General features: G+C 61.6%; 20 protein-coding genes. 12 read left to right on the top strand and 8 right to left on the bottom strand.

Annotation, left to right across the window (positions count from 1 at the left end; genetic code table 11):
• Positions 1-84: 84 nt before the first annotated feature.
• The 6 genes from ACO08A_RS08565 (at position 85) to ACO08A_RS08540 (ending at position 6,496) form a co-directional block, all read left to right on the top strand.
• Entirely contained in the window at positions 85-1,707 is a 1,623-nt protein-coding gene (locus ACO08A_RS08565) for a long-chain fatty acid--CoA ligase (RefSeq protein ID WP_422040703.1), read from the top strand.
• Positions 1,704-2,525: an SDR family NAD(P)-dependent oxidoreductase gene (locus ACO08A_RS08560; RefSeq protein WP_422040702.1), complete on the top strand. Its 822-nt coding sequence runs from the start codon at positions 1,704-1,706 to the stop codon at positions 2,523-2,525. The genes ACO08A_RS08565 and ACO08A_RS08560 overlap by 4 nt, the downstream gene beginning before the upstream one ends.
• A complete protein-coding gene (locus tag ACO08A_RS08555; RefSeq protein ID WP_422040701.1) occupies positions 2,522-3,025 on the top strand; it encodes a MaoC family dehydratase in 504 nt (167 codons plus the stop codon). The genes ACO08A_RS08560 and ACO08A_RS08555 overlap by 4 nt, the downstream gene beginning before the upstream one ends.
• The gene (locus ACO08A_RS08550) at positions 3,019-4,002 is read left to right on the top strand and encodes an NAD(P)H-dependent flavin oxidoreductase (RefSeq protein WP_422040700.1); all 984 of its coding nucleotides are present in this window, start codon (positions 3,019-3,021) and stop codon (positions 4,000-4,002) included. The genes ACO08A_RS08555 and ACO08A_RS08550 overlap by 7 nt, the downstream gene beginning before the upstream one ends.
• Positions 4,003-4,011: 9 nt before the next feature.
• A complete protein-coding gene (locus ACO08A_RS08545) occupies positions 4,012-5,247 on the top strand; it encodes an acyl-CoA dehydrogenase family protein (protein ID WP_422040699.1) in 1,236 nt (411 codons plus the stop codon).
• A gap of 220 nt (positions 5,248-5,467) precedes the next feature.
• A complete protein-coding gene (locus ACO08A_RS08540; RefSeq protein WP_422040698.1) occupies positions 5,468-6,496 on the top strand; it encodes a phosphotransferase family protein in 1,029 nt (342 codons plus the stop codon).
• A 325-nt stretch (positions 6,497-6,821) separates the two neighbouring features.
• On the opposite strand, the gene ACO08A_RS08535 is transcribed toward ACO08A_RS08540, so the two are convergent.
• From ACO08A_RS08535 to ACO08A_RS08515, 5 genes are all read right to left on the bottom strand, one after another.
• Positions 6,822-8,384 carry a hypothetical protein gene (locus ACO08A_RS08535; RefSeq protein WP_422040697.1) on the bottom strand — a complete coding sequence of 521 codons (1,563 nt, stop codon included), beginning with the start codon at positions 8,382-8,384 and terminating at the stop codon, positions 6,822-6,824.
• A gap of 94 nt (positions 8,385-8,478) precedes the next feature.
• Positions 8,479-10,590, bottom strand: coding sequence for a 3-hydroxyacyl-CoA dehydrogenase NAD-binding domain-containing protein (locus ACO08A_RS08530; RefSeq protein ID WP_422040696.1), 2,112 nt, complete (start codon positions 10,588-10,590; stop codon positions 8,479-8,481).
• Positions 10,591-10,715: 125 nt separating this feature from the next.
• Positions 10,716-11,180, bottom strand: a complete 465-nt coding sequence (tsaA, locus tag ACO08A_RS08525; RefSeq protein ID WP_422040695.1) for a tRNA (N6-threonylcarbamoyladenosine(37)-N6)-methyltransferase TrmO — start codon at positions 11,178-11,180, stop codon at positions 10,716-10,718.
• A 22-nt stretch (positions 11,181-11,202) separates the two neighbouring features.
• Complete coding sequence (locus ACO08A_RS08520) at positions 11,203-12,081, bottom strand: substrate-binding domain-containing protein (protein WP_422040694.1); 879 nt, start codon at positions 12,079-12,081, stop codon at positions 11,203-11,205.
• A 48-nt stretch (positions 12,082-12,129) separates the two neighbouring features.
• Entirely contained in the window at positions 12,130-12,450 is a 321-nt protein-coding gene (locus ACO08A_RS08515) for a hypothetical protein (protein WP_422040693.1), read from the bottom strand.
• A 122-nt stretch (positions 12,451-12,572) separates the two neighbouring features.
• Between ACO08A_RS08515 and ACO08A_RS08510 the strand changes: the two genes are divergently transcribed.
• The 6 genes from ACO08A_RS08510 (at position 12,573) to ACO08A_RS08485 (ending at position 19,390) form a co-directional block, all read left to right on the top strand.
• On the top strand, positions 12,573-13,667 hold the full coding sequence (locus ACO08A_RS08510) for an ABC transporter ATP-binding protein (protein WP_422040692.1): 1,095 nt from the start codon (positions 12,573-12,575) through the stop codon (positions 13,665-13,667).
• An 80-nt stretch (positions 13,668-13,747) separates the two neighbouring features.
• Positions 13,748-14,848 carry an extracellular solute-binding protein gene (locus ACO08A_RS08505; protein ID WP_422040691.1) on the top strand — a complete coding sequence of 367 codons (1,101 nt, stop codon included), beginning with the start codon at positions 13,748-13,750 and terminating at the stop codon, positions 14,846-14,848.
• A 69-nt stretch (positions 14,849-14,917) separates the two neighbouring features.
• Complete coding sequence (locus tag ACO08A_RS08500; RefSeq protein WP_422040690.1) at positions 14,918-16,183, top strand: ABC transporter permease; 1,266 nt, start codon at positions 14,918-14,920, stop codon at positions 16,181-16,183.
• 9 nt (positions 16,184-16,192) lie between these two features.
• Positions 16,193-17,047 carry an ABC transporter permease gene (locus ACO08A_RS08495; protein WP_421980902.1) on the top strand — a complete coding sequence of 285 codons (855 nt, stop codon included), beginning with the start codon at positions 16,193-16,195 and terminating at the stop codon, positions 17,045-17,047.
• 199 nt (positions 17,048-17,246) lie between these two features.
• On the top strand, positions 17,247-18,476 hold the full coding sequence (locus tag ACO08A_RS08490; protein WP_422040689.1) for an aminopeptidase P family protein: 1,230 nt from the start codon (positions 17,247-17,249) through the stop codon (positions 18,474-18,476).
• Positions 18,477-18,901: 425 nt separating this feature from the next.
• Positions 18,902-19,390, top strand: coding sequence for a universal stress protein (locus ACO08A_RS08485; RefSeq protein ID WP_422040688.1), 489 nt, complete (start codon positions 18,902-18,904; stop codon positions 19,388-19,390).
• Between the two features lie 50 nt (positions 19,391-19,440).
• Here the strand turns inward: ACO08A_RS08485 and ACO08A_RS08480 are convergent, their stop codons facing one another.
• From ACO08A_RS08480 to ACO08A_RS08470, 3 genes are all read right to left on the bottom strand, one after another.
• Positions 19,441-21,369: an acyltransferase family protein gene (locus tag ACO08A_RS08480; RefSeq protein ID WP_422040687.1), complete on the bottom strand. Its 1,929-nt coding sequence runs from the start codon at positions 21,367-21,369 to the stop codon at positions 19,441-19,443.
• A 99-nt stretch (positions 21,370-21,468) separates the two neighbouring features.
• A complete protein-coding gene (locus ACO08A_RS08475; RefSeq protein ID WP_422040686.1) occupies positions 21,469-21,615 on the bottom strand; it encodes a hypothetical protein in 147 nt (48 codons plus the stop codon).
• Between the two features lie 8 nt (positions 21,616-21,623).
• Positions 21,624-22,268, bottom strand: a complete 645-nt coding sequence (locus ACO08A_RS08470; RefSeq protein WP_422040685.1) for a GntR family transcriptional regulator — start codon at positions 22,266-22,268, stop codon at positions 21,624-21,626.
• Between the last annotated feature and the right edge of the window lie 45 nt (positions 22,269-22,313).

Genomic DNA, 22,313 nt, shown 5'->3' with positions numbered 1-22,313 from the left:
CGCGACATGCGCGCTACGGTTTGAAGTACATAACCTAACCCTTTGAGCGATTGCGAAAACGCAACGGTGTTTGGGAGGACACGAATGAAGGGACAGATGATGCACCGTCCGCTGAAGATTGCGGACATCATCACCTTTGCCGCGGCCAACTATCCGAACGGCGAACTCGTTTCCGTGCGAACGGAAGGCGATATCCACCGAACCACCTATCGGGAGACGGCGCAGCGCGTGGCGCAACTGGCCCACGGGCTCCGAAAGCATGGCGTCAATCCCGGCGACAGGATCGCGACACTTGCCTGGAACGGGTACCGGCACTTCGAGCTCTATTACGCGATTTCGGGCATCGGTGCCGTCTGCCACACCATCAACCCCCGCCTGTCCGCGGAGCAGATGATCTACATCGTCAACCACGCAAGGGACAGGATCCTCTTCTGCGATACCACCTTCGTTCCGATCATCGAGAAACTCAGGCAGCACCTGCCTGAAGACCTTCTTGTGGTCATCATGACCGACAGGGCGCACATGCCGCAGACATCGCTCGAGGGAGCCCTTTGTTACGAAGAGCTGCTTGAAGGACAGCCGCGTGAGATCGACTGGCCCGATTTCGACGAGAATCAGGCCGCGGGTCTCTGCTACACGTCCGGGACGACGGGCAATCCGAAAGGCACCTTGTTCTCGCACCGCTCGACCCTGCTTCACGCGCTCACGCTGTGCATCACCATTCCGAAGGTATTGCAGGAGGGAACCCGCATCCTGCCGGTCGTCCCGCTCTTTCACGTCAACGCCTGGGGCTTGCCTTACGCCGCACCGTTGTCGGGCGCGAGCCTGATCTTTCCGGGCGGCGCGCTGGACGGAAAGAGCCTGTTTGATCTTCTGGACCGCGAAAAGGTCTTTTCCGCGTGGGGCGTGCCGACGGTCTGGCTCGGCCTGATGAACGAGATCAATCAGCGGGGCCGTCTCCCGGACGGGTTCGGCGATGTCGTCATTGGAGGCTCCGCTGCCCCCCGGACGCTGATCGAGGCATTCGAGACCAGGGACGTGAATGTCTGCCATGCCTGGGGCATGACCGAGATGAGCCCGCTCGGAACCCAGTGCAATTTGCCGCCCGACATGGCGGACCTGCCGCAGGAGCAGCGCATCGATCGCAAGCAGTCGCAGGGCCGCCGTGTCTTCGGCGTCGACATGAAAATCGTTGATGACGCCGGAAACCGGTTGCCCCACGACGGCAAGTCCCAGGGTCATCTCTACGTGCGCGGCAACACGATCACCTCCGGATATTTCGAAGACCCGGAAGCGTCCAAACCCGTTTTCGACGCGGAGGGCTGGTTCTGCACCGGCGACATTGCGGTGATCGATCCGCAGGGCTTCCTGCAGATCACCGACCGCTCCAAGGACCTCATCAAGTCCGGCGGCGAATGGATCAGCTCGCTCGACCTTGAGAACATCGTCATGTCCCACCCGGACGTTGCCAATTGTGCGGTGATCGCCGTGCCCGATCCCAAGTGGGACGAGCGTCCCCTGCTGATCGTGGTCCCGCACGAGGATGCCCAGCCGCAGGAAGACGAACTTCTGGCGCTGCTGGCGGAACGGCTTGCAAAGTGGCAGGTGCCCGACGAGATCGTATTCGTCGATCAGCTGCCGCTGACGGCAACCGGCAAGGTCTCCAAACTGACCCTCAGGAAACAGCGCGCCGAGGGTGGTTTATGACCCCGGAAGTTCTCTTCGGCCTCACCGGCAAGACGGCGCTCGTGACGGGAGGAGCGACCGGGATCGGCCGGATGGCGGCCGAAGGACTGATGGCCGCCGGGGCACGCGTGCTCATCGCCAGCCGCAAACAGGACGCCTGCCGCGCGGCTGCCGAAGAGCTGAACGCGGTCGGTTACAGCGGCAAGGCGGAAGGGTTCGGCGGCGATGTCGCAAGCGAGGAAGGCATCGACGCACTCAGCGCCGAGGTCGGCAACCGCTGCGACGGTCTCCACATCCTGATGAACAATGCCGGCACCAGTTGGGGCATGCCCCTCGGCGAATTCCCCTATTTCGCCTGGGAGCGCGTGCTGCAGCTCAACGTCACCGGGTTGTTCCACCTGACCCAGAAGCTGTTTCCGCTCCTGGAGCGGGCAGCGAGCGATGACGACCCCGCGCGTGTCGTCAATGTCGGCTCGGTAATGGGCGAGCTGCCGCACGGCGACCGCGCCTACAGCTATGCAGCCTCCAAGGCCGCTGTTCACCACCTGACGAAGATCCTCGCCAAGGAACTGGCGGAAAAGCGCATTACGGTCAATGCGCTTGCACCGGGCCCCTTCGTCAGCAAGATGACGGCGTTTGCGACCGCTGACGAGGACGTCAGAAAGAGAGTGGGCGCGCAGGTTCCCCTCGGACGGGTCGGGCGGCCGGAGGATATTGCGGCCGCGCTACAATACCTGTGCGGCCGCGGCGGCGCCTATCTGACCGGGGCCATTCTTCCGATCAGCGGCGGCATCAACGTGGAAACCGGACCGGACCTGTTTCAGGAGGCCTATGAGTGAGCGCAGGTGTGTCAGCGCGCGTGCTTTCGATTGACGAGCTGAAACGGTTGATCGGGCAGGAAGTCGGCGTTTCGTCCTGGTACCGCGTCGATCAGGCGCGGATCGACAGGTTTGCGGATGTGACGGAAGATCATCAGTTCATTCATGTCGACGCTGAACAGGCGTCCCGGACCCCGTTCGGAGGGACGATCGCGCACGGCTTTCTGACCTTGTCGCTGCTCTCGGCCATGGGACAGGAGGCGCAGCCCAGTGTCGCGGGCGCGCAAATGGGCATCAATTACGGCTTCGACCGGATCCGGTTTCTGCACCCGGTCAAGGCCGGGCAGAAGGTCCGGGGCCGGTTCGCGCTGGCGCGGGTAATCGACGAGCGGCCCGGTGAAGTCGACCTTCACTGGCAGGCGACCATCGAGATCGACGGTGAGAAACGTCCCGCTTTGAAGGCCGACTGGCTCAACCGGTTTTATCTGGCTCAAGATGGTGAAAGGCAGACGGCATGCTGACGGCGCGACGGCTTCCCCCCGTCCTTCAGAACCTGCGGATACCGGCAATTGCGGCTCCACTGTTCATCGTGTCCTGCCCCGCTCTGGTGATCGCGCAATGCAAGGCCGGGGTCATCGGCAGTTTTCCCGCGCTCAATGCCCGCGACGAACCGGGCGGACCGGTGATGCTCGAACTCTGGTTGCAGCAGATCACGGAAGCGCTCGACCGGCACAATCAGGCCAATCCCGACAGACCGGCCGCACCCTTCGCCGTCAATCAGATCGTGCACCGGTCCAACGAACGGCTGGAGCGGGATGTGGAGATCTGCGCGCGGTGGAGAGTTCCGGTCTGGATCACGTCCATGGGCGCGCGGGTCGAGGTGAACGAGGCGGCGCATTCCTGCGGCGGCATTGCGCTGCACGACGTCATCAACAACACCTACGCGAAAAAGGCGGTCGAAAAGGGCGCTGACGGACTGATCGCCGTTGCGGCCGGAGCCGGCGGCCACGGGGGCCCGCAATCGCCCTTTGCGCTCGTTCGCGAGATTCGCGACTGGTTCGACGGTCCGTTGCTGCTGGCCGGAGCCGTGTCGACGGGAGAGGCGCTGCTCGCCGCCCGTGTGCTCGGTGCCGATTTCGGCTATGTCGGCTCTCCCTTCGTGGCAACGGACGAAGCCAATGCGGACCGGGTCTACAAGGACATGATGGTGGCCGGTGCGGCGGAGGACGTCATGACGTCGTCGCTCTTCACCGGGCATCCGGCCAATTACCTGAAAGGCTCCCTGGCGCGCGCCGGGCTCGATCCGGATAACCTGCCGAAGGAATGGGACGTCAGCGTCATGCCGGACGACAGCCCGCTGCCGAAAGCCTGGCGGGAACTCTGGGGCGCGGGGCAGGGCATTGGTGCGATCAAGTCGGTCGGGCCTGCGTCGGCGGTGGTCGATCGCCTGGAGCGGGAATTTCTGGCCGCGTGCGAAAACGCGAAACACATCATTTAGGGAGACGTCATGGATCTGGGCATAACGGAGCGGGTGCGCCCGCTGATAGAGCAGGTCCGGCAGATGGTCGAAACCGAGATCGCGCCGCTGGACACCGAGTTTCATCACGAAGTCGGCAGGCATCCTTCCGGTGACCGCTTTCAGCACACGCCGCGTCAGCTCGAAATTCTCGAAAGCCTGAAGGCGAAGGCGAAGGAACGCGGTCTCTGGAATTTCTGGCTGACGGACAGCGAAAGAGGCTTCGGCCTCACCACGGTCGAATATGCCTATCTCGCCGAGGAAATGGGCAAGGTCGGCATCGCGGCCGAGGTGTTCAACTGCAATGCGCCCGATACCGGGAACATGGAAGTGCTGGAGCGTTACGGCACTCCGGCTCACAAGGAGCGATGGCTGAAACCGCTCCTCGAGGGAACGATCCGCTCCGCCTATCTCATGAGCGAACCGGATGTCGCCTCGTCCGATGCCACCAACATTTCGCTGAACGCCGTCAGGGACGGCGATGCGTGGGTGCTCAACGGTGAAAAGTGGTGGGCGACCGGCGCGGGCGATCCGCGCTGCCGGCTTTACATCGTCATGGCCTGTTCCGATCCGTCGGCGCACAGACACAGCCGCCATTCCATGTTTCTGATCCCGAGCGATGCCGACGGCATTGACGTGCTGCGGCCGATGCAGGTTTTTGGCGCCGATGACGCTCCGCACGGGCACATGCATATCCGCTTCACCAATGTCCGGGTGCCGTCGGAAGATCTCGTGCTCGGCGAGGGCCGCGGCTTCGAAGTGGCGCAGGGGCGGCTTGGCCCGGGACGGATTCACCACTGCATGCGGGCGATCGGCCAGGCGGAAATGGCCCTGGAATTCCTGTGCAAGCGGGCGATGCAGCGCGAGGCCTTCGGAAAGAAGCTCACGGATCTCGGCGCCAACTATGACATCATCGCGGATGCCCGCATGGAAATCGAGATGGCGCGTCTGCTGTGTCTCAAGGCGGCCTGGATGATGGACACGCAGGGAACGCGCGCGGCCCAGCCCTGGATCAGCAAGATCAAGGTGGTGGCACCGCTGACGGCGCTGAAGGTGGTCGACGAGGCCATGCAGGTACACGGCGCGGCAGGCATCAGCCAGGATTTCCCGCTTGCCGCCATGTGGACGCATCTGAGGACGCTCCGCTTTGCCGATGGCCCGGACGCCGTCCACCGGCGACAGGTCGCCCGGACGGAGCTCAGGAAATACACCAACGACAAGGTCTGAAGATGACCGTGAATGCCGCGAAAAAAAGGAGCTCTTTCAGCGCCAACTTCATCCTGAGGAAGCGCACAGCGCTGTCTCGAAGGATGGGCGGCACACGCATGAGCAAGCGGCCCATCCTTCGAGACACGCTCCTTCGGAGCGCTCATCAGGATGAGGGTGGTGCAATTTTCGGCTTTGGTGCTCGGCTCTCAGCCGTTGCCAATACGAGGTCAGCGCCGCAATGACCGGTGCCGCTGACCTCGATCTGGAGCGCCTGGGCCGCTGGCTGGAGGGGAACCTCGCCGGGTTCGCCGGTCCGGTCCGGGCGGAAAAGTTCAATCGTGGCCAGTCCAACCCGACCTTCCGTTTGCGCGCCGCCTCCGGAGACTACGTCCTGCGCCGCAAGCCGCCAGGCGTCCTGTTGAAATCGGCACATGCGGTCGACCGGGAATTCCGGGTCCAGAAAGCGCTGGCCGGATCGGACGTGCCCATCGCGAAGATGCACGTCTTGTGTGAAGACGACAGCATCATCGGGTCCGCCTTCTATGTCATGGAACTGGTGCGCGGCCGGAGTTTCGACGACCCGCGATTGCCGGGTCTCGACAAGGGCCTGCGCACCGGGATCTACGACCGGATGAACCGGGTTCTCGCGGCGATCCACGCAATTGATCTGGACGCGCGCCGCCTGTCGGATTTCGGGCCACAGGGCAACTACTACAAGCGCCAGATCGACCGGTGGACCAAACAGTACCGGGCCAGCGAAACCGGACAAATCACGGCGATGGACGAACTGATCGACTGGCTCGACGGCAACGTGCCGGAAGACGACGGCCGCCGTACGCTGGTTCACGGCGACTACCGTATCGACAACATGCTGTTTGCCGAAGACGGTCCGGACTGCGTGGCGGTACTGGACTGGGAGCTCTCGACAATCGGCCATCCCTTCGCCGATCTCGCCGCGCTCGTCATGCAATGGCAGCGCCCCCCGGGGGCGGAAGGCAGGGGTCTTGCCGGCGTCGACCGGGAACCGCTCGGTATTCCCGCGGACCAGGCATTCATCGATGCCTATTGCGGCCGCGCCGGACTGCCCGGAATTCCGGCTTTCGGCTTCTACCTCGCCTTCGCCTTTTTCCGCATGGGCGCCATCCTCCAGGGCGTCAAGAAACGCGCTCTTGACGGCAATGCGTCCAATCCGGAACTGGGCTTGAGACTTGGCGCGAGCGTGCCGGAATACGCGGCAGGCGGTTTGAAGGCGGCGAAATCGGTGTGAAGCGCATGGACGCTGGCAGCTGACAACTGACAACAAATCCATCTGGGTCATTGCCAGTCTTGATCTGGCAATCCATGCCGTTCCGTTTCACCTTGGAGCCCCTCAGATGCCGAAAAGCAATCACCATGGATGCCATGGTCAAGCCAGGGCATGACCCGGTAAACTGCCTGCAAAACGGGGTCATTCCGGACAAGTGAGGCCGTGCCGAACGCTGATCCGGAATCCAGCTGTCAGCGTGAGCGCAGCGAACCCGGAAGTCGAAAGCCATGCTCCATGTGTCCGCTGCGAGGCTGTCCGCCACGACCTGCAAAGGCATCGCAGATCGCTAACGCCCGCCGTCCACATATTCGCCGTCATATCGGAACACCGCGTGTCCGCTGTTGCTGTGTTGCGGCGGAACGCCGACACGCATTTGCAGGAACAGAGCGCCGTTCGGGTCCTTGTAGAACGGCGCGCCGTTCCACAGCTTGATCATGAACACTTCGGCATTCTCGACCTTGAAGGCCTTGATCAGCATCTCGGGAACATCTGTGACCAGCTGCGGGTGAAATCCGGCGGCCTGCGTGAAGGTAATCAGGTCCGCGTCGTTTTCCATGATCCGTGGCCGCGAAAAACCGCGTGACACACCGCTGCTGCCGAGCGTGTATTCGACCACGTTGCCGCTGGCCTCGGGATCGGGCAGCACGATGCTGGCCCGATCTTCCCGAAACGTCATTTCAAAGAACTTGACGTCCGTGCCGAGAGTCCCCTGAAATTGCACGAAGGCCTCCGACATGCCCTTGATCGACAGGTAACTGTCGAACGCGCGCAGGCTTTCCGGCAGCGCGACAGAATAGATGCTGGCATCGGGACGGACGCGCACCACGACCTTTTCGCGCCCGCCGGAGGCATTCTGGAACCGGATTTCCCAGAGGACACCCGCTTCCTTGCCTGCCGGGGGCGGCCGGGTTGCCACGACGTCATCGATATGGCTCCAGCCCGCCGGCGCTTCCGCGCGCGCCGCGTCCAGGATCTGTGGCAGGCGAGCCAGGCCGCTCTTCGTGATGGAAAATGGCTGGCTGCGGCCCGTCAGCGTGTACATCGAAACCGGCCTGCCGCCGATGCCCCGCCGGTAGCTGCCGCCGTTCCAGCGATAGTCCTGGATCGCTCCCGGGTCGGCCGGCGACACGGCATCGATTTCGACACCATGGGTCAGAACCTTGATTTCGTAGACGTGTTCACCGGTGCCGATGACGTCTGCAAAGCGGTTTTCAGCCGCATCGAAAGGCCAGTCGGACTGGGTCCGAAGGTTCATTGACCGGCCACGCTCGGTATGACTGATATCGGCGCCGTCGAACCGGCCATCGGCCAGCGCGTAAACCTGGCCGTGCTCGCGCTCGCTTCGGACCGAGATGTTCCACTTCAGGGACCAGTGTGCCTGACCGAGGACCGGGCCGAGCGAGGCCGCTGCCGCGGTCACCGTCCCCGGTTTTTTGGTCGGCAGGTTGATCGGTGCATCGCTCAAGATGGACCACACCTTCGAAATCTGCAGCTCCGCCTGGCTGAAACGCTCCGGCGAGACGATGAACTTCGGACCATCGGCCATATGCATCGGACCGTGGAGTTCATCCACGGAGCCCGGATCGCCCAGGTTGCGTCTCACGGACCAGAGGTTGAATTCTTCGCCGTCCCGCCCTGTCGCGGCAATCACCGAGAAACTGTCAGGCTCGATCCTCAGCCACAGAAGGTCGCTGTCGCCGATCTCTGTGGTCAGCGTCGTCCATGCGATGTCGAATGATTTCTTGTCGTTGAGATAGGTGGATTGTGCCCAGGCGGGCAATGAAAGCGCAAAAGTAACGAACAAAACAAGCGGCGCGACGCCGCTGCGCAGACGCAGATACTTGGCCATGATGCACCTCGAAATTCTATGAATAGGTCCATCATGCCTGCAAAACGCTACGTAAGCAAAGCCCGGCCTCAGAAGTACCGTGCCTGATGACGGCTCAGCGCTCGTTCATCGCCGCAAACGTGCCGCCGCCTTCGGCGAGCTTCCGAAGCAGGACCGGAACCTGCCAGTAGAAACTGTCTTCCTGCGCATAGGTCTCGATCCGGCGCACCAGTTCCGCTGCACCGATCTGGTCGGCCGTGTGCATGGGCCCGCCGCGGAAGCGGGGGAAGCCGTAGCCGAACAGGAACACCGCGTCGATATCGACGGGCCGCAGCGCGATGCCTTCTTCCAGGACACGCGTTGCCTCCAGGATCATCGCTGTCACGAAGCGGCTGACGATCTCATCTTCGGAAAACGCGCGCGGTGTGACACCCGCCTTGGTGCGCTCCGCGTCAATGATTGCAAGCGCCTCCGGGTTGGCACGCGTGCCGTCTGCATCATAGATATAAAACCCCTGTCCGGTCTTGCGGCCGAACCAGCCCTTTTCGCAGATCTCGTCCGCGATCGGGATATAGCGTTCCTCTGCGGGGCGCGTTGCCGCGCGGCGCTTGTTCGCTGCCCAGCTGATGTCGAGACCGGCAAGGTCCGCTACCTGGTAGGGACCCATGGCGAAACCGAACCCGGTGACCGCCTTGTCGATTTCCTCCGGGGATGCGCCGTCCATCATCATGTAGTCGGCCGCCTTCTTGTAGAAGGTCATGATGCGGTTGCCGATGAAACCGTCGCAGACGCCGGAGCGAACCGCGATCTTCTTCAGTTTCTTGGCAAGGGCAAACCCGGTGGCAACGGCGTCCGCTCCCGTCTTGTCCGCAACGACGACTTCCATGAGCCGCATGATGTGCGCCGGCGAGAAGAAGTGCAGTCCGACAACGTCGTGGGGCCGGCTGGTCGCCGCGGCAATTTCGTTGACGTCGAGATAGGACGTGTTGGAAGCCAGCACGGCTCCGGGTTTTGCCACCTTGTCCAGCGTTTCGAAGATCTCGCGTTTGACACCCATGTCCTCGAACACCGCCTCGATGATGAGGTCGGCATCGCCAAGGGCGTCGAGCTCCGTGGCCGTCGACAGTTTCTGCGACAGGATTGTCTCACGGGCCTCGCCGGTCAACTTGCCGCGCTTCACGGCACCGTCGAGATTGGACGTGATCGTCGCTTTCCCCCGGTCGAGACCGGCCTGATCCCTCTCCGTCATCGTGACGTCAAAGTCGGCCAGAAGCGCAGCGGTCGCGATGCCCGAGCCCATCGTTCCACCGCCGATGACACCGATTTTCCGGACGTCCCGCGGCGTGGCAGTGGCTTCGGGGACTTTGGCGACCGCGCGCTCGGCGAAGAACGCATGAATGAGACCGGCCCGTTGCGGGCTGTCCATGCATTCGTTGAAGAGGCGGCGCTCTTCCTTCAGGCCTTCGTCCCGCGGCAGCCGGCTCGCCTCGACGGCATCGACGCATTTGTGCGGCGAGAAAAGAAGCGGTTGGGTTTTGGCGAGTTTTGCGCGCATGGACGAAATGGCGTTCGCGTCGTCTTCAACGGGCAGATCGCATGTGCGTCTTGCCACCAGTTTGCCTTCCAGAAAGTCTCCGGCAGCTGCGATGGCGACGTCGCGCGGGTCTCCGGCATCGATCCGGTCGACAAGACCGTGCTCAAGCGCCGTCTCGGCCAGGATGGGCTTGCCGCTCGTGATGAGGTCAAGGGAAGCCCGAATGCCGGCAAGACGCGGGGCGCGCTGGGTGCCACCCGCACCCGGTAAAATGCCCAAGGTGACTTCGGGCAGGCCGACCCTTGTGCCGGAGAGCGCAACACGAACGTGACTGGCGAGCGCGACTTCCAGTCCGCCGCCGAGCGTCGTCCCGTGAAGGACACAGACAACCGGCGTCTTGCTGTCCTCGATGAAGTTGCACAGATCCGGCAGCCAGGGATCTTTGGGCGGTTTGCCGAACTCGCGGATATCCGCGCCGGCGATGAATGTCCGGCCTTCGCCATAAAGGGCGATGACCTTGACGTCCGGGTCGTCCTGCAGCGTTTCGATGGCTTTCCAGATACCCGACCGCACCGCATGGGAAGCCGCGTTCACCGGCGGGTTGTTCAGACCGACAAGCGCGATCGGACCTTGCCGTTCAATCGACACGACGTCGTTGATACCGGTGATGCCGGTTTGAGATCCTGCTTGCATGGGTTCCTCCAGAAAGCCGCCCGGAGCGGGCGGAACTGCGCTGGAATGTTCAATTCCGGGAAGGGCTTGTCAAGCCGACGAAACAGAATGGGAAGGTGCCGGAATGGAATGGCTTGGTGGACGTTCTAATTCTTCGGAGCTGCCTTTGGCGTGAAGGCACAGCGGTCGGGTTTCAGGTCGACCAGTGGCGTTCCACTCAGGCAGTCGAGCCCGCGAACGATCAGGTTCGGCCCGTCGACACGGATCAGTTTCGCGCCGACCGTTCCGATCGGATTCGGACGAACCGGCGAGCGCAGCGCGAACGTGCCGAAAGTCCGGTCGCTGTGTCCCGGGTTCTGGACCACGAGGTCGCGCCGGGATTTGTCGAGCCAGTAAAGCACTTCGATCTGGTCGTAGTCCTCGATGCCTTTCAGCGCCGGCACCCAGGGTTCGAACACCTCGATCCGGCATTCCGGCCCGTCCTGCTTGCCCTGGCGCGGACAGTCCTTTCGGTCCGTCCAGGGTGTGTGGATGCGCCCGATGAAATGGAGCCGCGCGTCGTCGGGCTCGGATGTCGGCACCATGATTTCGTGGGGGCGAATGTCGCTCATCGATAAGTCCCTTTGAGGAGGTTCAGGCGGACAGCCAGCGGACCGACCCGAAGTCCGCCAGATCATAACCGCCGAGCGCGGCCGCTTTTTGAAAAAACTCGGGTGTCCGGGCGAAAGAAAGCAACTGCTGCACCGGCTCCGTGAAATAGGACTTCCGGTCGATCAGGAGATCGAATTTTTCGTCCGCAAGCGGCAGGAACGACAGTTTGAACCGTCTGGCCATTGCCTCGATGCCGAGGGACGCTTCCGCTTCGCCCGATGCGACTGCAGCCGCGGCGTCGCTTTCCGTGTGGGCCCTGTCCTTGCAAAGGATCATGTCGCTTTCCGAAAGACCGGCGTCTTTCAGCAGCGCTTCGAAGAGCAGGGCAGCGCCGGCACCGGCCTGACGCTGAACGACGCGTCGTCCCTTCAGATCCGAAATCGAGCGGATGTCATTTGCGGCACTGTTCGGCAGGAGCAGGCCGCGCTTGCGCACCGCCCAGCCGATCAGGACGCAATTCGTGCTGCCGCTGTCCGCCACGGCGGCAACGTTCCAGCCGTCTTCGCCGGGCAGGTGCAGTCCGGCGGCGAGTGCGCTGCCGGCATTGAACTGGTCCAGACCGTCCCGGCTGCCATTGCACAGCGTCGCGAGGCCGCATCCGGAGGCCCGGATGGCCCAGTCCAGAAGCGGATCGTGGGACCCTGCCAGAACATTGGGCCTGTTCTGGGTGGCCACCCCGTCCTCGCCGTCTATCCAGTTGCGCAAGGCCTGCGCGGGGAAAAGAAGTTTGCCTGTGATCCGGCGGTGCGGAATCTCGTTGGCCGCGGCCAGATCGTACACCTTGCGCTCCTTCACGCGCAGGAGATCGGCAACCTCCTTCGTGGTCAGGAAAAGCGGATCGTTTTTCTCGGCTTCGGACAAGGCAAATCCTGCATTTTCGGAAAGCGTAAACGAGAGGCATTGCTCGGTTCAAGAGAGCCGGACGATGGCAATCTCCGGGTTATACGGTGTTCCGGCGCGCGTCAAAGAGACAATTGGCGGGCTGACCGGTCGTTTCAGTGGCATTCTGCGACGTTTGTAGGGTTTCGCCGCTTGAAGATAAAGACGATAGTCCGGTAACGGCAGCAAGCCAGCAGGCCGCCGCAATGCGTCGAAACAGACCGGAAAGAAGATTTTCTTTCCGCTGAACCTGTTGTTTTGGGTGGAATTTCCCGCATTCCTCCGCGCTGCAAAATATTCAGCCGGAACATGAATAAAAAATATCCATTTTTTTTCACAAGCCCCTTTCAAAGAAGCTTCTTTTTTGTTTTTCTAGCGCCGATGGTTTGGTGCATTCGCGAGTGGTAACGATCTTTACCGCAAGAATTCGCCGGGCGATCCACAATAACGATAGAACCGGATTTGGGGACAATATGGCGAATGCAAGGGGCGCTGCTGTTAAGTATGACAGCGTTCAGAAGAGCTATGACGGGGAATCCCTGGTCGTAAAAAACCTCAATCTCGATATTCCGCCCGGCGAGTTTCTGACAATGCTCGGGCCTTCCGGTTCCGGCAAGACCACCTGCCTGATGATGCTGGCCGGCTTCGAACCTGCCACGCACGGTGAAATCTATCTGAATGACCGGCCGATCAACAATGTGCCGCCGCACAAGCGGGGCATCGGCATGGTGTTTCAGAACTATGCCCTGTTTCCGCACATGTCGGTGGCCGAGAACCTCGCGTTTCCACTCCAGGTCAGGAACGTGCCGAAGTCCGAACAGGAACAGAAGGTGCAGCGGGCGCTCGACATGGTCGAGCTTGGTGCCTTTGGAAACCGGCGTCCGGCGCAACTGTCCGGCGGCCAGCAGCAGCGCGTTGCCGTTGCCCGCGCCCTTGTGTTCGATCCCGAACTCGTCCTGATGGACGAGCCGCTCGGCGCGCTCGACAAGCAGCTGCGTGAGCAGATGCAGTATGAAATCAAGCACATTCACGAAAACCTGGGCGTGACGGTCGTGTACGTGACCCACGATCAGACCGAGGCGCTGACCATGTCCGACCGGGTCGCGGTGTTCAATGACGGTGTCATCCAGCAGCTTTCGACGCCGGACGATCTGTACGAGGATCCCCAGAACTCGTTCGTGGCGCAGTTCATCGGCGAGAACAACAAGCTGAGCGGCAAGGTTGTCGGCATCAACGGTGAGGAATGCCTTGTCGAACTCGATGACGGCACGCAGCTGAAGGCCGACAAGGTCAACGTGTCTGCGGTGGGCGACAGGACGACCCTGTCGCTGCGCCCGGAACGCGTCGAATTCGACACCAACGACTCCATGGACAATCTGGTCGATGGCCGGATCGAGGAACTGATCTATTTGGGAGACCATATCCGCGTTCGCATGAACGTGGCTGGCAATGACGAGTTCATCGTCAAAGTTCGCAACCGGGGAGAGCGGCGCACGCTGCATGTCGGTGAAACCGTCCAGGTCGGATGGGCACTTAACGACTGCAAGGCGCTCGACGCGGTTGCCTAAATTCGCGAGGTGGATGCTGCAGTCCGCCCGCGACAACGACGGAAAAATCCGTTCAATCCTAAAAGAGGGAGCTAGCTCAAATGAAGCTCAAGACTGTAATTCTGGCGGGAACCGCACTGGCATTTGCCGGCAGCTCGGCGCTTGCCACGGATCTCACGCTCGTCTCCTGGGGCGGCGCTTACCAGGCGTCTCAGAAGAACGCTTACACAGATCCCTACACCGCGGAAAATCCCGACATCACCGTGATCTGGGACGAATCCTCGGCTGAAGCCGTTGCCAAGCTGCGCGCCATGAACGAAGCCGGCAACGTCACGTGGGATCTCGTGGACGTGGTTGCGTCCGACGCTATCCGCCTCTGCGACGAAGGTCTGGCGATGGAAATCGACCCGGACGTCGATCTTGCAGCCGCACCTGACGGAACCCCTGCTTCCGAAGACTTCGGCGACCTCCTGGTTTCCGAGTGCTTCATCCCGCAGATCGTTTATTCCACCACCTTCGGCTTCCGGTCCGACGTCGACGAGTGGGGCGGCAAGGAGCCGACCGAAATCTGCGACGTGTTCGATCTGGAAACGTTCCCGGGCAAGCGGTCCCTGGAAAAGCGTCCGATCAACAACATGGAATGGGCTCTTCTGTGTGACGGCGTTCCGAAGGAAGAAGTCTACAACGTGCTGGAGACCGAAGAAGGTCAGAACCAGGCATTCGCCAAGCTCGACACCATCAAGGACAACGTTGTCTGGTGGTCTGCCGGTGCTGAAACACCGCAGCTTCTCGCCGACAAGGAAGTCGTGATCGGCTCCACCTATAACGGCCGCCTGTTTGCCCTGATCGAAGAGCAGAAGCAGCCGGTCAAGATGCTCTGGGACGCGCAGGTCTTCGACCTTGACGGCTGGATCATTCCGACCGGTCTGCCTGAAGACCGCCTCGCCGAGGTGAAGAAACTCGTCAAGTACGCGACAGACACGCAGCGTCTGGCCGACCAGGCGAAGTTCATCTCCTACGGCCCGGCCCGCAAGTCCTCTGCACCGCTCGTCGGTCAGCATGCGACGCTCGGTATCGACATGGCTCCGCACATGCCGACCGATCCGAACAACGCGAAGAACACCTTCCTCTATAACTACGAGTGGTGGGCGGACTATCGCGACGACATCGACGCCAAGTTCCAGGCCTGGCTCGCACAGTAAGCCATTCGGCTCCGGCCCGGGCGGATCATCCGCCCGGGCCATCCCTGACATTTCCCGGAAGACTGTTTCATGAGCGATACCACCGACGGTCAGGTTCTGACGACACAGGACGGAAAGCCGCTGAAAGCCGCGCTCAGGCGCGCCTTGCGCCGCGAAAAGCTGCGCGCCTTCCTGCTGATCGCACCCTTGCTGATTTTCGTGCTGATCACCTTTGTCGCGCCGATCGTCGATATGCTGTTCCGCTCTGTTGAGAACGGCATCGTCGCGGACACGCTCCCCAAGACCGTCATTGAACTCAGCGCGTGGGACCCGGGGTCCGGACAGGCTCCGGACGAAGAGGTTTTCGCTGCGCTCTATGACGACATGGTCATCGCCGTGGACCAGAAGACGCACACCCGTCTCGGCTCCCGCCTGAACTACGAGCAGAGCGGCATTTCCAGCCTGTTCCGCAAGACCGGCCGCCGTATCAAGCGCATGGACGAAGACGGTCCGTTCAAGGACCAGTTCATCAGCGCCGACAAGAAATGGGGCGACGTCGCCACCTGGCAGGTCCTCAAGCAGTTTTCGCCGCGCTACACCGACGGTTATTTCCTGAATGCCTTTGACGCCAAGCGCGGTCCGGAAGGCATCGAAATGAAGCCGGAAGACCAGCAGATCTACATGTTCCTGTTCGGCCGGACGCTGTTCCTGTCGATCGTGATCACCCTGTCGTGCCTGCTTCTGGGATATCCCATCGCCTTCCTGCTTGCGTCCCTGCCGCTGCGAACGTCCAATCTTTTGATGATCCTCGTTCTGCTGCCGTTCTGGACCAGTCTGCTCGTGCGGACATCGGCCTGGAAGGTGCTTTTGCAGCAACAGGGCGTCATCAACGACTTTCTGGTCTGGACGAGGCTTATCGACGATGCGGGCCGTCTCGTGATGATCAACAACCAGACCGGCACGATCATCGCCATGACGCACATTCTGCTGCCCTTCATGATCCTGCCGCTCTATTCGGTGATGAAGACGATTTCGCCGAGCTATGTGCGCGCGGCCAAGAGCCTCGGCGCCAATGACTGGACGGCCTTCTGGCGGGTCTATTTCCCGCAATCCGTGCCGGGGATCGGCGCCGGCGCCATTCTCGTCTTCATCCTGTCGATCGGCTACTACATCACGCCGGAGCTTGTCGGTGGCACGTCGGGGATCTTCATCTCCAACCGGATCGCCTATCACATCTCGTCGTCACTCAACTGGGGCCTGGCGGCATCGCTCGGAACCCTGCTCCTGGTCGCGGTGCTCATTCTCTTCGTCGTCTACGACAAGATCGTCGGCATCGACAACGTGAAGCTCGGATAGGAGGACGACATGAGCGCACTACCACCCTATGCGTCCCCCTTGCAGAGAACGTGGTTCTACACGTTCCGGATCCTTTGCGGGCTGATCTTCTTCTTCCTGATCTTCCCGATCCTGGTGATCCTGCCGCTGAGCTTCAACGCGCAGGACTTCTTCACCTTCACCAAGGAGATGCTGTCCTTCGACCCGGCGGGCTATTCGTTCAAGCACTACAACGACTTCTTCACCAACCCGGACTGGCAGCAGGCGCTGGTGAACTCGGTGCTGATCGCGCCGGTCGCAACGCTGCTGGCAACGGCGTTCGGAACCATTGCCGCGGTTGGCCTGTCCCAGTCGCATGTGCCCTACAAGCCCGCGATCATGGCGATCCTGATCTCGCCGATGATCGTGCCGCTGATCATTTCCGCGGCGGGCATGTATTTCTTCTATTCCCGTATCGGCTTGCAGGGCACCTACTGGGGCGTCGTTCTGGCCCATGCCGCGCTCGGCACGCCGTTCGTGATCATCACGGTGACGGCGACCCTGGTCGGTTTCGACCGCTCTCTCGTGCGGGCGTCTGCAAGCCTGGGCGCCAACCCGGTCACCACCTTCTTCAAGGTGCAGATGCCGTTGATCATTCCAGGTGTCGTATCCGGTGCCCTGTTCGCCTTCATCACCTCGTTTGACGAAGTGGTTGTCGTCCTGTTCCTCGGCTCCGCCGGGCAGAAGACGCTGCCCTGGCAGATGTTCACCGGCCTGCGCGAACAGATCTCGCCGACCATCCTGGCGGTCGCCTCGCTGATGGTCGCGATCTCGATCGCGCTGCTGACCGTGCTTGAACTGTTGCGCCGCCGTTCGGAAAGGCTTAGAGGTTTGACACCGGGCTAAGACCAGCCCCGCAGCTCACCATACGTGCCGGTGGCGGAACGCCAGCCACCGGGTGGAGACGAAAGTTTCCCGGTTGCAAGACAATTTGGATTTGGGCCTGGCGGGCCGGCTTCTTTTCAGAAGCCGGCCCGTTTTGCGTTTCAGGCCCCGGAAATGAACAGAACACGGAACCGGCTCACTTCGGGAAAGGAGATCTTCCATGAGCGACGACATGATCCGCATTTACGAAATGAACAATGGCGAGAAGAGCTTTTTGCCTTTTTCGGCGGGAGAGATGGACCGGCGGCAGGCCAATCTGCGCAGGCTGATGGCGGATCGCGGCGTCGATGCCGTCATCCTGACCTCCTATCACAACATCTGCTACTACTCCGGCTTTCTCTACTGCCAGTTCGGCCGCAAATACGGTCTTGTCGTCACCCAGGAAAAGGCGACGACGGTTGCCGCAGGCATCGATGGCGGTCAGCCCTGGCGGCGCACCCACGGCGATACGCTGATCTACACGGATTGGCGCCGCGACAACTATCTCCACGCCCTGCAATCGCTGATCGGCTGGCCGAACGCGTCGGTCCGGCGCATCGGCATCGAGTTCGACCATGTCCCGCTTGATTTTCTGAAAGCCTTGGAAGCCGCGTTCCCGGGCGTGGGCTTCGTCGATGTCGCCGCCGATGCCATGAGCCAGCGCACGATCAAGAGCGCGGAAGAACACGACCTCATTCGCGAGGGCGCGCGCATTTGCGACATAGGTGGTGCCGCCGTCGCCGGGGCCGTCCAGGCAGGCGTCACCGAGCACGAGGTCGCGATCGCCTCGACCAACGCCATGATTCGGGAAATCGGCAAGTCGTTTCCCTTCGTCGAACTGATGGACACCTGGACCTGGTTCCAGTCCGGCATCAACACCGATGGTGCCCACAACCCGGTGACCAACAAGGCGGTCGAGGCCGGCGATATCCTCAGCCTCAACTGTTTCCCGATGATCTTCGGCTACTACACCGCGCTGGAACGCACGCTTTTTTGCGAACACGCCTCCGACGAGCACCTGCGGCTTTGGGAAATCAACTGCCATGTCCACCGCGAGGGCCTGAAACTGATCCGGCCGGGCGCGCGCTGCTGCGACATAGCTGCCGCGCTCAACGACATCTACCGCAGCCATGATCTTCTGAAATATCGCAGTTTCGGCTATGGCCACTCCTTCGGCGTGCTCAGCCACTATTACGGCCGCGAGGCATCGGTGGAATTGCGCGAAGATGTCGAAACGGTGCTAGAGCCGGGCATGGTGGTCTCCATGGAACCGATGATCATGATCCCGGAAGGCCTCCCCGGCGCCGGCGGCTACCGCGAGCACGATATTCTCATCATTGGTGAAGACAGCGCCGACAACATCACCGGCTTTCCCTTCGGGCCCGAGCACAACATCATCCCGGCGCGTTGAGGTAGGGGTGAGGGCAGGCAACGAGAATGAAAGACCGGGGTGGTCCGGTCCTTAAAGCGGCAGCAGGTCATCTCTAGTCATATCGGGATGAACGATTGTCATCCCGGTTTGCCGCGTCAGCGGCAAGACCGGGAGCCAGTACTCCGTGTGGCCAGCGTTTTAAGGAAAACGGAGAAGCAGGTGGGTACTGGGGTCCGGCCTTCCGCTGCGCGGCAGCCGGAATGACAAACTCATTGACAAGGGATCGCCTCACGAGATCCATATCGGGTTGACCCGCACCGCAGGGGCGTAAGAACCGGCTACGCAGGTGCTCCGGTCCATTCGTCCGTGGTCAAAGCCATCTCCCCAAACTCCGTCCTTCGCCAACACTTCATATCTCTCCCTGATTTGCCTAAGCTGTCGGGCAAGGCGAGGGTGGAGATGACATGCACAAGATCCTGATCCCGGTGGACGGCTCCGTCCACTCGATAAAGGCGCTGCGAATTGCCTCGGATCTGGCGGCGAAATATCAGGGGCGGCTGCTGATTTGCCACGTTCTGCTCAGGGGCAAGGATGCCAGCGACCTGATGGCGCTGGACATTTCCGGCCAGTTCGACGCGCCGCTGCACAAGATCCTGAACAAGGCGGTCTCGGCCAATCTCGGCCCGGCGCCCGACAAGATCCTCCACAAGATCGGCCAGATCATCCTGGATCACGCCGCCGACAAGGCCCGGAGCCATGGGGTCGGCTTCGAAACCCTGCCGATCCTGACCGGCAAGCCGGCGGACGCGATCGTCAGGGCGCAGAAGGAGCTTGAGGCCGCCACGATCGTCATGGGCGCCCGCGGCGTCACACCGTCGGACAGCTCCACCTTCGGCAGCGTGTCCCAGGAGGTGTTCAGCCGCGCCGGCTGTACCTGCATTTCGGTGAAATAGGCCGTCGGCGCGGCGCACTTGACTGCAACTCAGGAAACCGGGGCCTGACCCTAGAACAGCGGCGCGAATTCACCGATCAACTTGTTGGCGCCATAGGCGGACAAGTGGTCGTCATCGTAGTAGAAGGCGCCATTCGCATCATAGACCTGGCACGTGCCGTCGGAGCAGAAGACCTGATGCGGGTAGATGACCGTCGCGCTGCTCCTGTTCTCAACCGTTTTCAGAACATCCAGCATGTTCGCGTTGTAAGACAGGTATCGGTCCTCCGTCGGTCCGAAGCTGTCCAGTTCGTCGGAGCCCCACATTTCCATGCGGGCAATGATGGACGGCACGTTCTGCAGCCTGGTTTCGATTAACGGGACTTGCGCCAGCACGATCACCTCGCGCCCGGCATCGGTCAGCTGCTCCACGTAGTCCAGCAGGGTTTCCAGGCGAAGTGTCCAGATATCACCGGCGGCCACACCGGACTTCGTGTGCCAGCCCGTTGTGCGCGCCTGCCAGCGCTGCGCGATCACGATCGTCTTGAGCTCGGGACGCTCGAGAATGTAGCGAAGCTGCGCCCGCGTGGCATCGACGCAATCGCTCAGCTCCCTGTCGGTTTTCAGTTCCTCGAAAGTGGCGAAACAGGAATTGCCGAGCCGGATGACGCTCCGGTTCTTCGTCTCCGCGGCGGCGGCGACCGCCCGGTGAACGGCTTCCGCATGCGAGTCGCCCACCAGCAACACGGACGCGCTGCCGCTGCCATCGGACCCGTCAAGCGTGATCACGGTCTGCCCGGCCTCGTCGGTGACCGTCTTGAAATTCTGCAGCCGCTCGGCGACGGCCAGGGTGGCGATATTCTCCGGCATCCATGGCAGGACGCCGTTGGTCCGCAGGATCGACGCGCTGCAGATCAACAGGACCAGCGGCAGTGCGCAGGCCCCGGCGGCGCTCCATCTCAGCAGTCTTCTGGACCGCGAGCGCCGGAACGGCTCTTCGATGTATTTCCAGGAAAGCGCCGACAGCAGCAGCGATAATAGGATCAGCCCGACCCTGACCGGGTCCGACAGTCTGCCGAAGCCGTAATAGGCGGCGAAGACGAAAATCGGCCAGTGCCACAGGTAGAGCGAATAGGAAATCTTCCCGATGAACGTCACGTATCTGAGACTCAGAACCCGGCTGAGGAGCGGTTTGTGTGCCTGCGCGCCGAGCGCGATGATGAGCCCGGCACCAAGGACCGTCGGCAGTGTCTGGAAGACGTAAGGCACCTCTTCCGGATAGCGCGGCAGGAACCCCGTGAGGATCAGCAGGACCGCCAGGACGCCAAGCCCTTCGCTCAATCTGCGCCTGTCCGGCAGCTTCGGGAACAGGCCAAGCGCGAGCGCGGAGCCTGCGAGAAGCTCCCAGGCGCGCACCGGAAACATGAAGAAGGCGAAACTGGTATCGGTGAAAACGCCCGGAAAAAGCAGGTTCCACGTGAGCGACATCAGGAAAAGAAGCGCGATGATGGCCCTGGCCACGGTCGGCCCGCGTCTGAGGGCAAAGAGGAGCAGTAAAGGGAGGACGATATAGAACTGTTCTTCAACCGAAAGGGACCACGTGTGCAGGAGCGGTTTCAGTTCCGCGTCCGCATCGAAATACCCCGATTCACTGTAGAAAAGGATGTTCGACACGAAAAACAGCGTCGCGATCACGCTCCTTGCGTAAAGCTTCAGCTCGCTCGGCAGAAACAGCAGCAGCGCGGCCACGGTGGAGACGGTCAGGACAACCAGCAGAATGGGGATGATCCGCCGGATGCGGCGCATGTAAAATCCGCCGAAGGTGAAGGTGCCGTCGGCGACTTCCTGTTTTATGATCGCGGTGATCAGGTATCCGGAAATGACGAAGAAGATGTCGACACCGAGATAGCCGTTGAAGCCGACGCTGTTGCCGAGGTGGTAAACGACAACGCTCAGCACTGCGACGGCGCGGAGCCCGTCAATATCCGCACGATAGTTCAAGATTTGATCCGGCCACCGGGTATTGTCGTTCCCTGAGCCTCTAGCCGCGTTCAAACATGCCGTCAAGCGATGGATGGCCGTCTGCGGGCACGCTAGGGCCTATCCGGCACCCGCGCAATCGCGGCCTTTCATCTTGAACCCGGCTGCGAGATCGTGGCGCGGTTGATTGAGGGTTGCCCAGGCGGAGATCGTGGTGCCGTCAGCGATACTGGCAGATGAGCGTGCCTGGATGCCCCAGGCGGACAATTAAGCCCTCAATTGTTCCAGTAGGAACCTTCCTTGCGGCCGATGTGACTGATCATCACGTCGCAGGCGTCTTCCGTTTTGCGCGCGTCGAGAAGCTCGCAGATCCGGATGTGCTCCGCGTAGGACTTCTCCATGTGGTCCGGGTGGTTGCCCAGCTTGTTTCGGAGACACGCCATTTTGGCAGCGATGGTCTGGTAGGCGTCGTTCAGGAACATGTTGTGTGCGTGATCGAACAGCTTCTGGTGAAACTCGGTATCAAGGCTCAGATACTGCCGGTCATCGGCCTTTTTCCGGGCCTTTGTCATTTTCTTCGTAATGTCGCCCAGGCTCTTGACCAGGCCGTCAGGGTCCCGCTCCATGGCCTTGCGCAAGGCGGCCGTTTCAAGACACTCGCGGACGTCGCAGATATCCATGAGGGCGCAGCGGTCAAGCGTGAACACGAATGTTCCCCGTTGTGGCTCGGTGTGAACCAGCCCCTCCAGTTCAAGTCGCGCAAATGCCTCCCGAACGGGTGTCCGGCTGACGCCAAGCTCTTTGGCGATCCTCGTTTCCGACAGCGCTTCGCCCATGTCGCGCTCTCCGCTGATGATCTGCGCGCGCAACACGTCTGACACCTGTTCCGCCAATGGTTTGGGTCGCTCGATTTTCAGCATGACGCCTCGATTCCTCCGGTTCACAAGGCTTATAGCCTGCACCAA

It is taken from the genome of Roseibium sp., from assembly GCF_965232425.1.
Classification (GTDB): domain Bacteria; phylum Pseudomonadota; class Alphaproteobacteria; order Rhizobiales; family Stappiaceae; genus Roseibium.
This window is presented reverse-complemented; position numbering and strand designations above follow the sequence as displayed.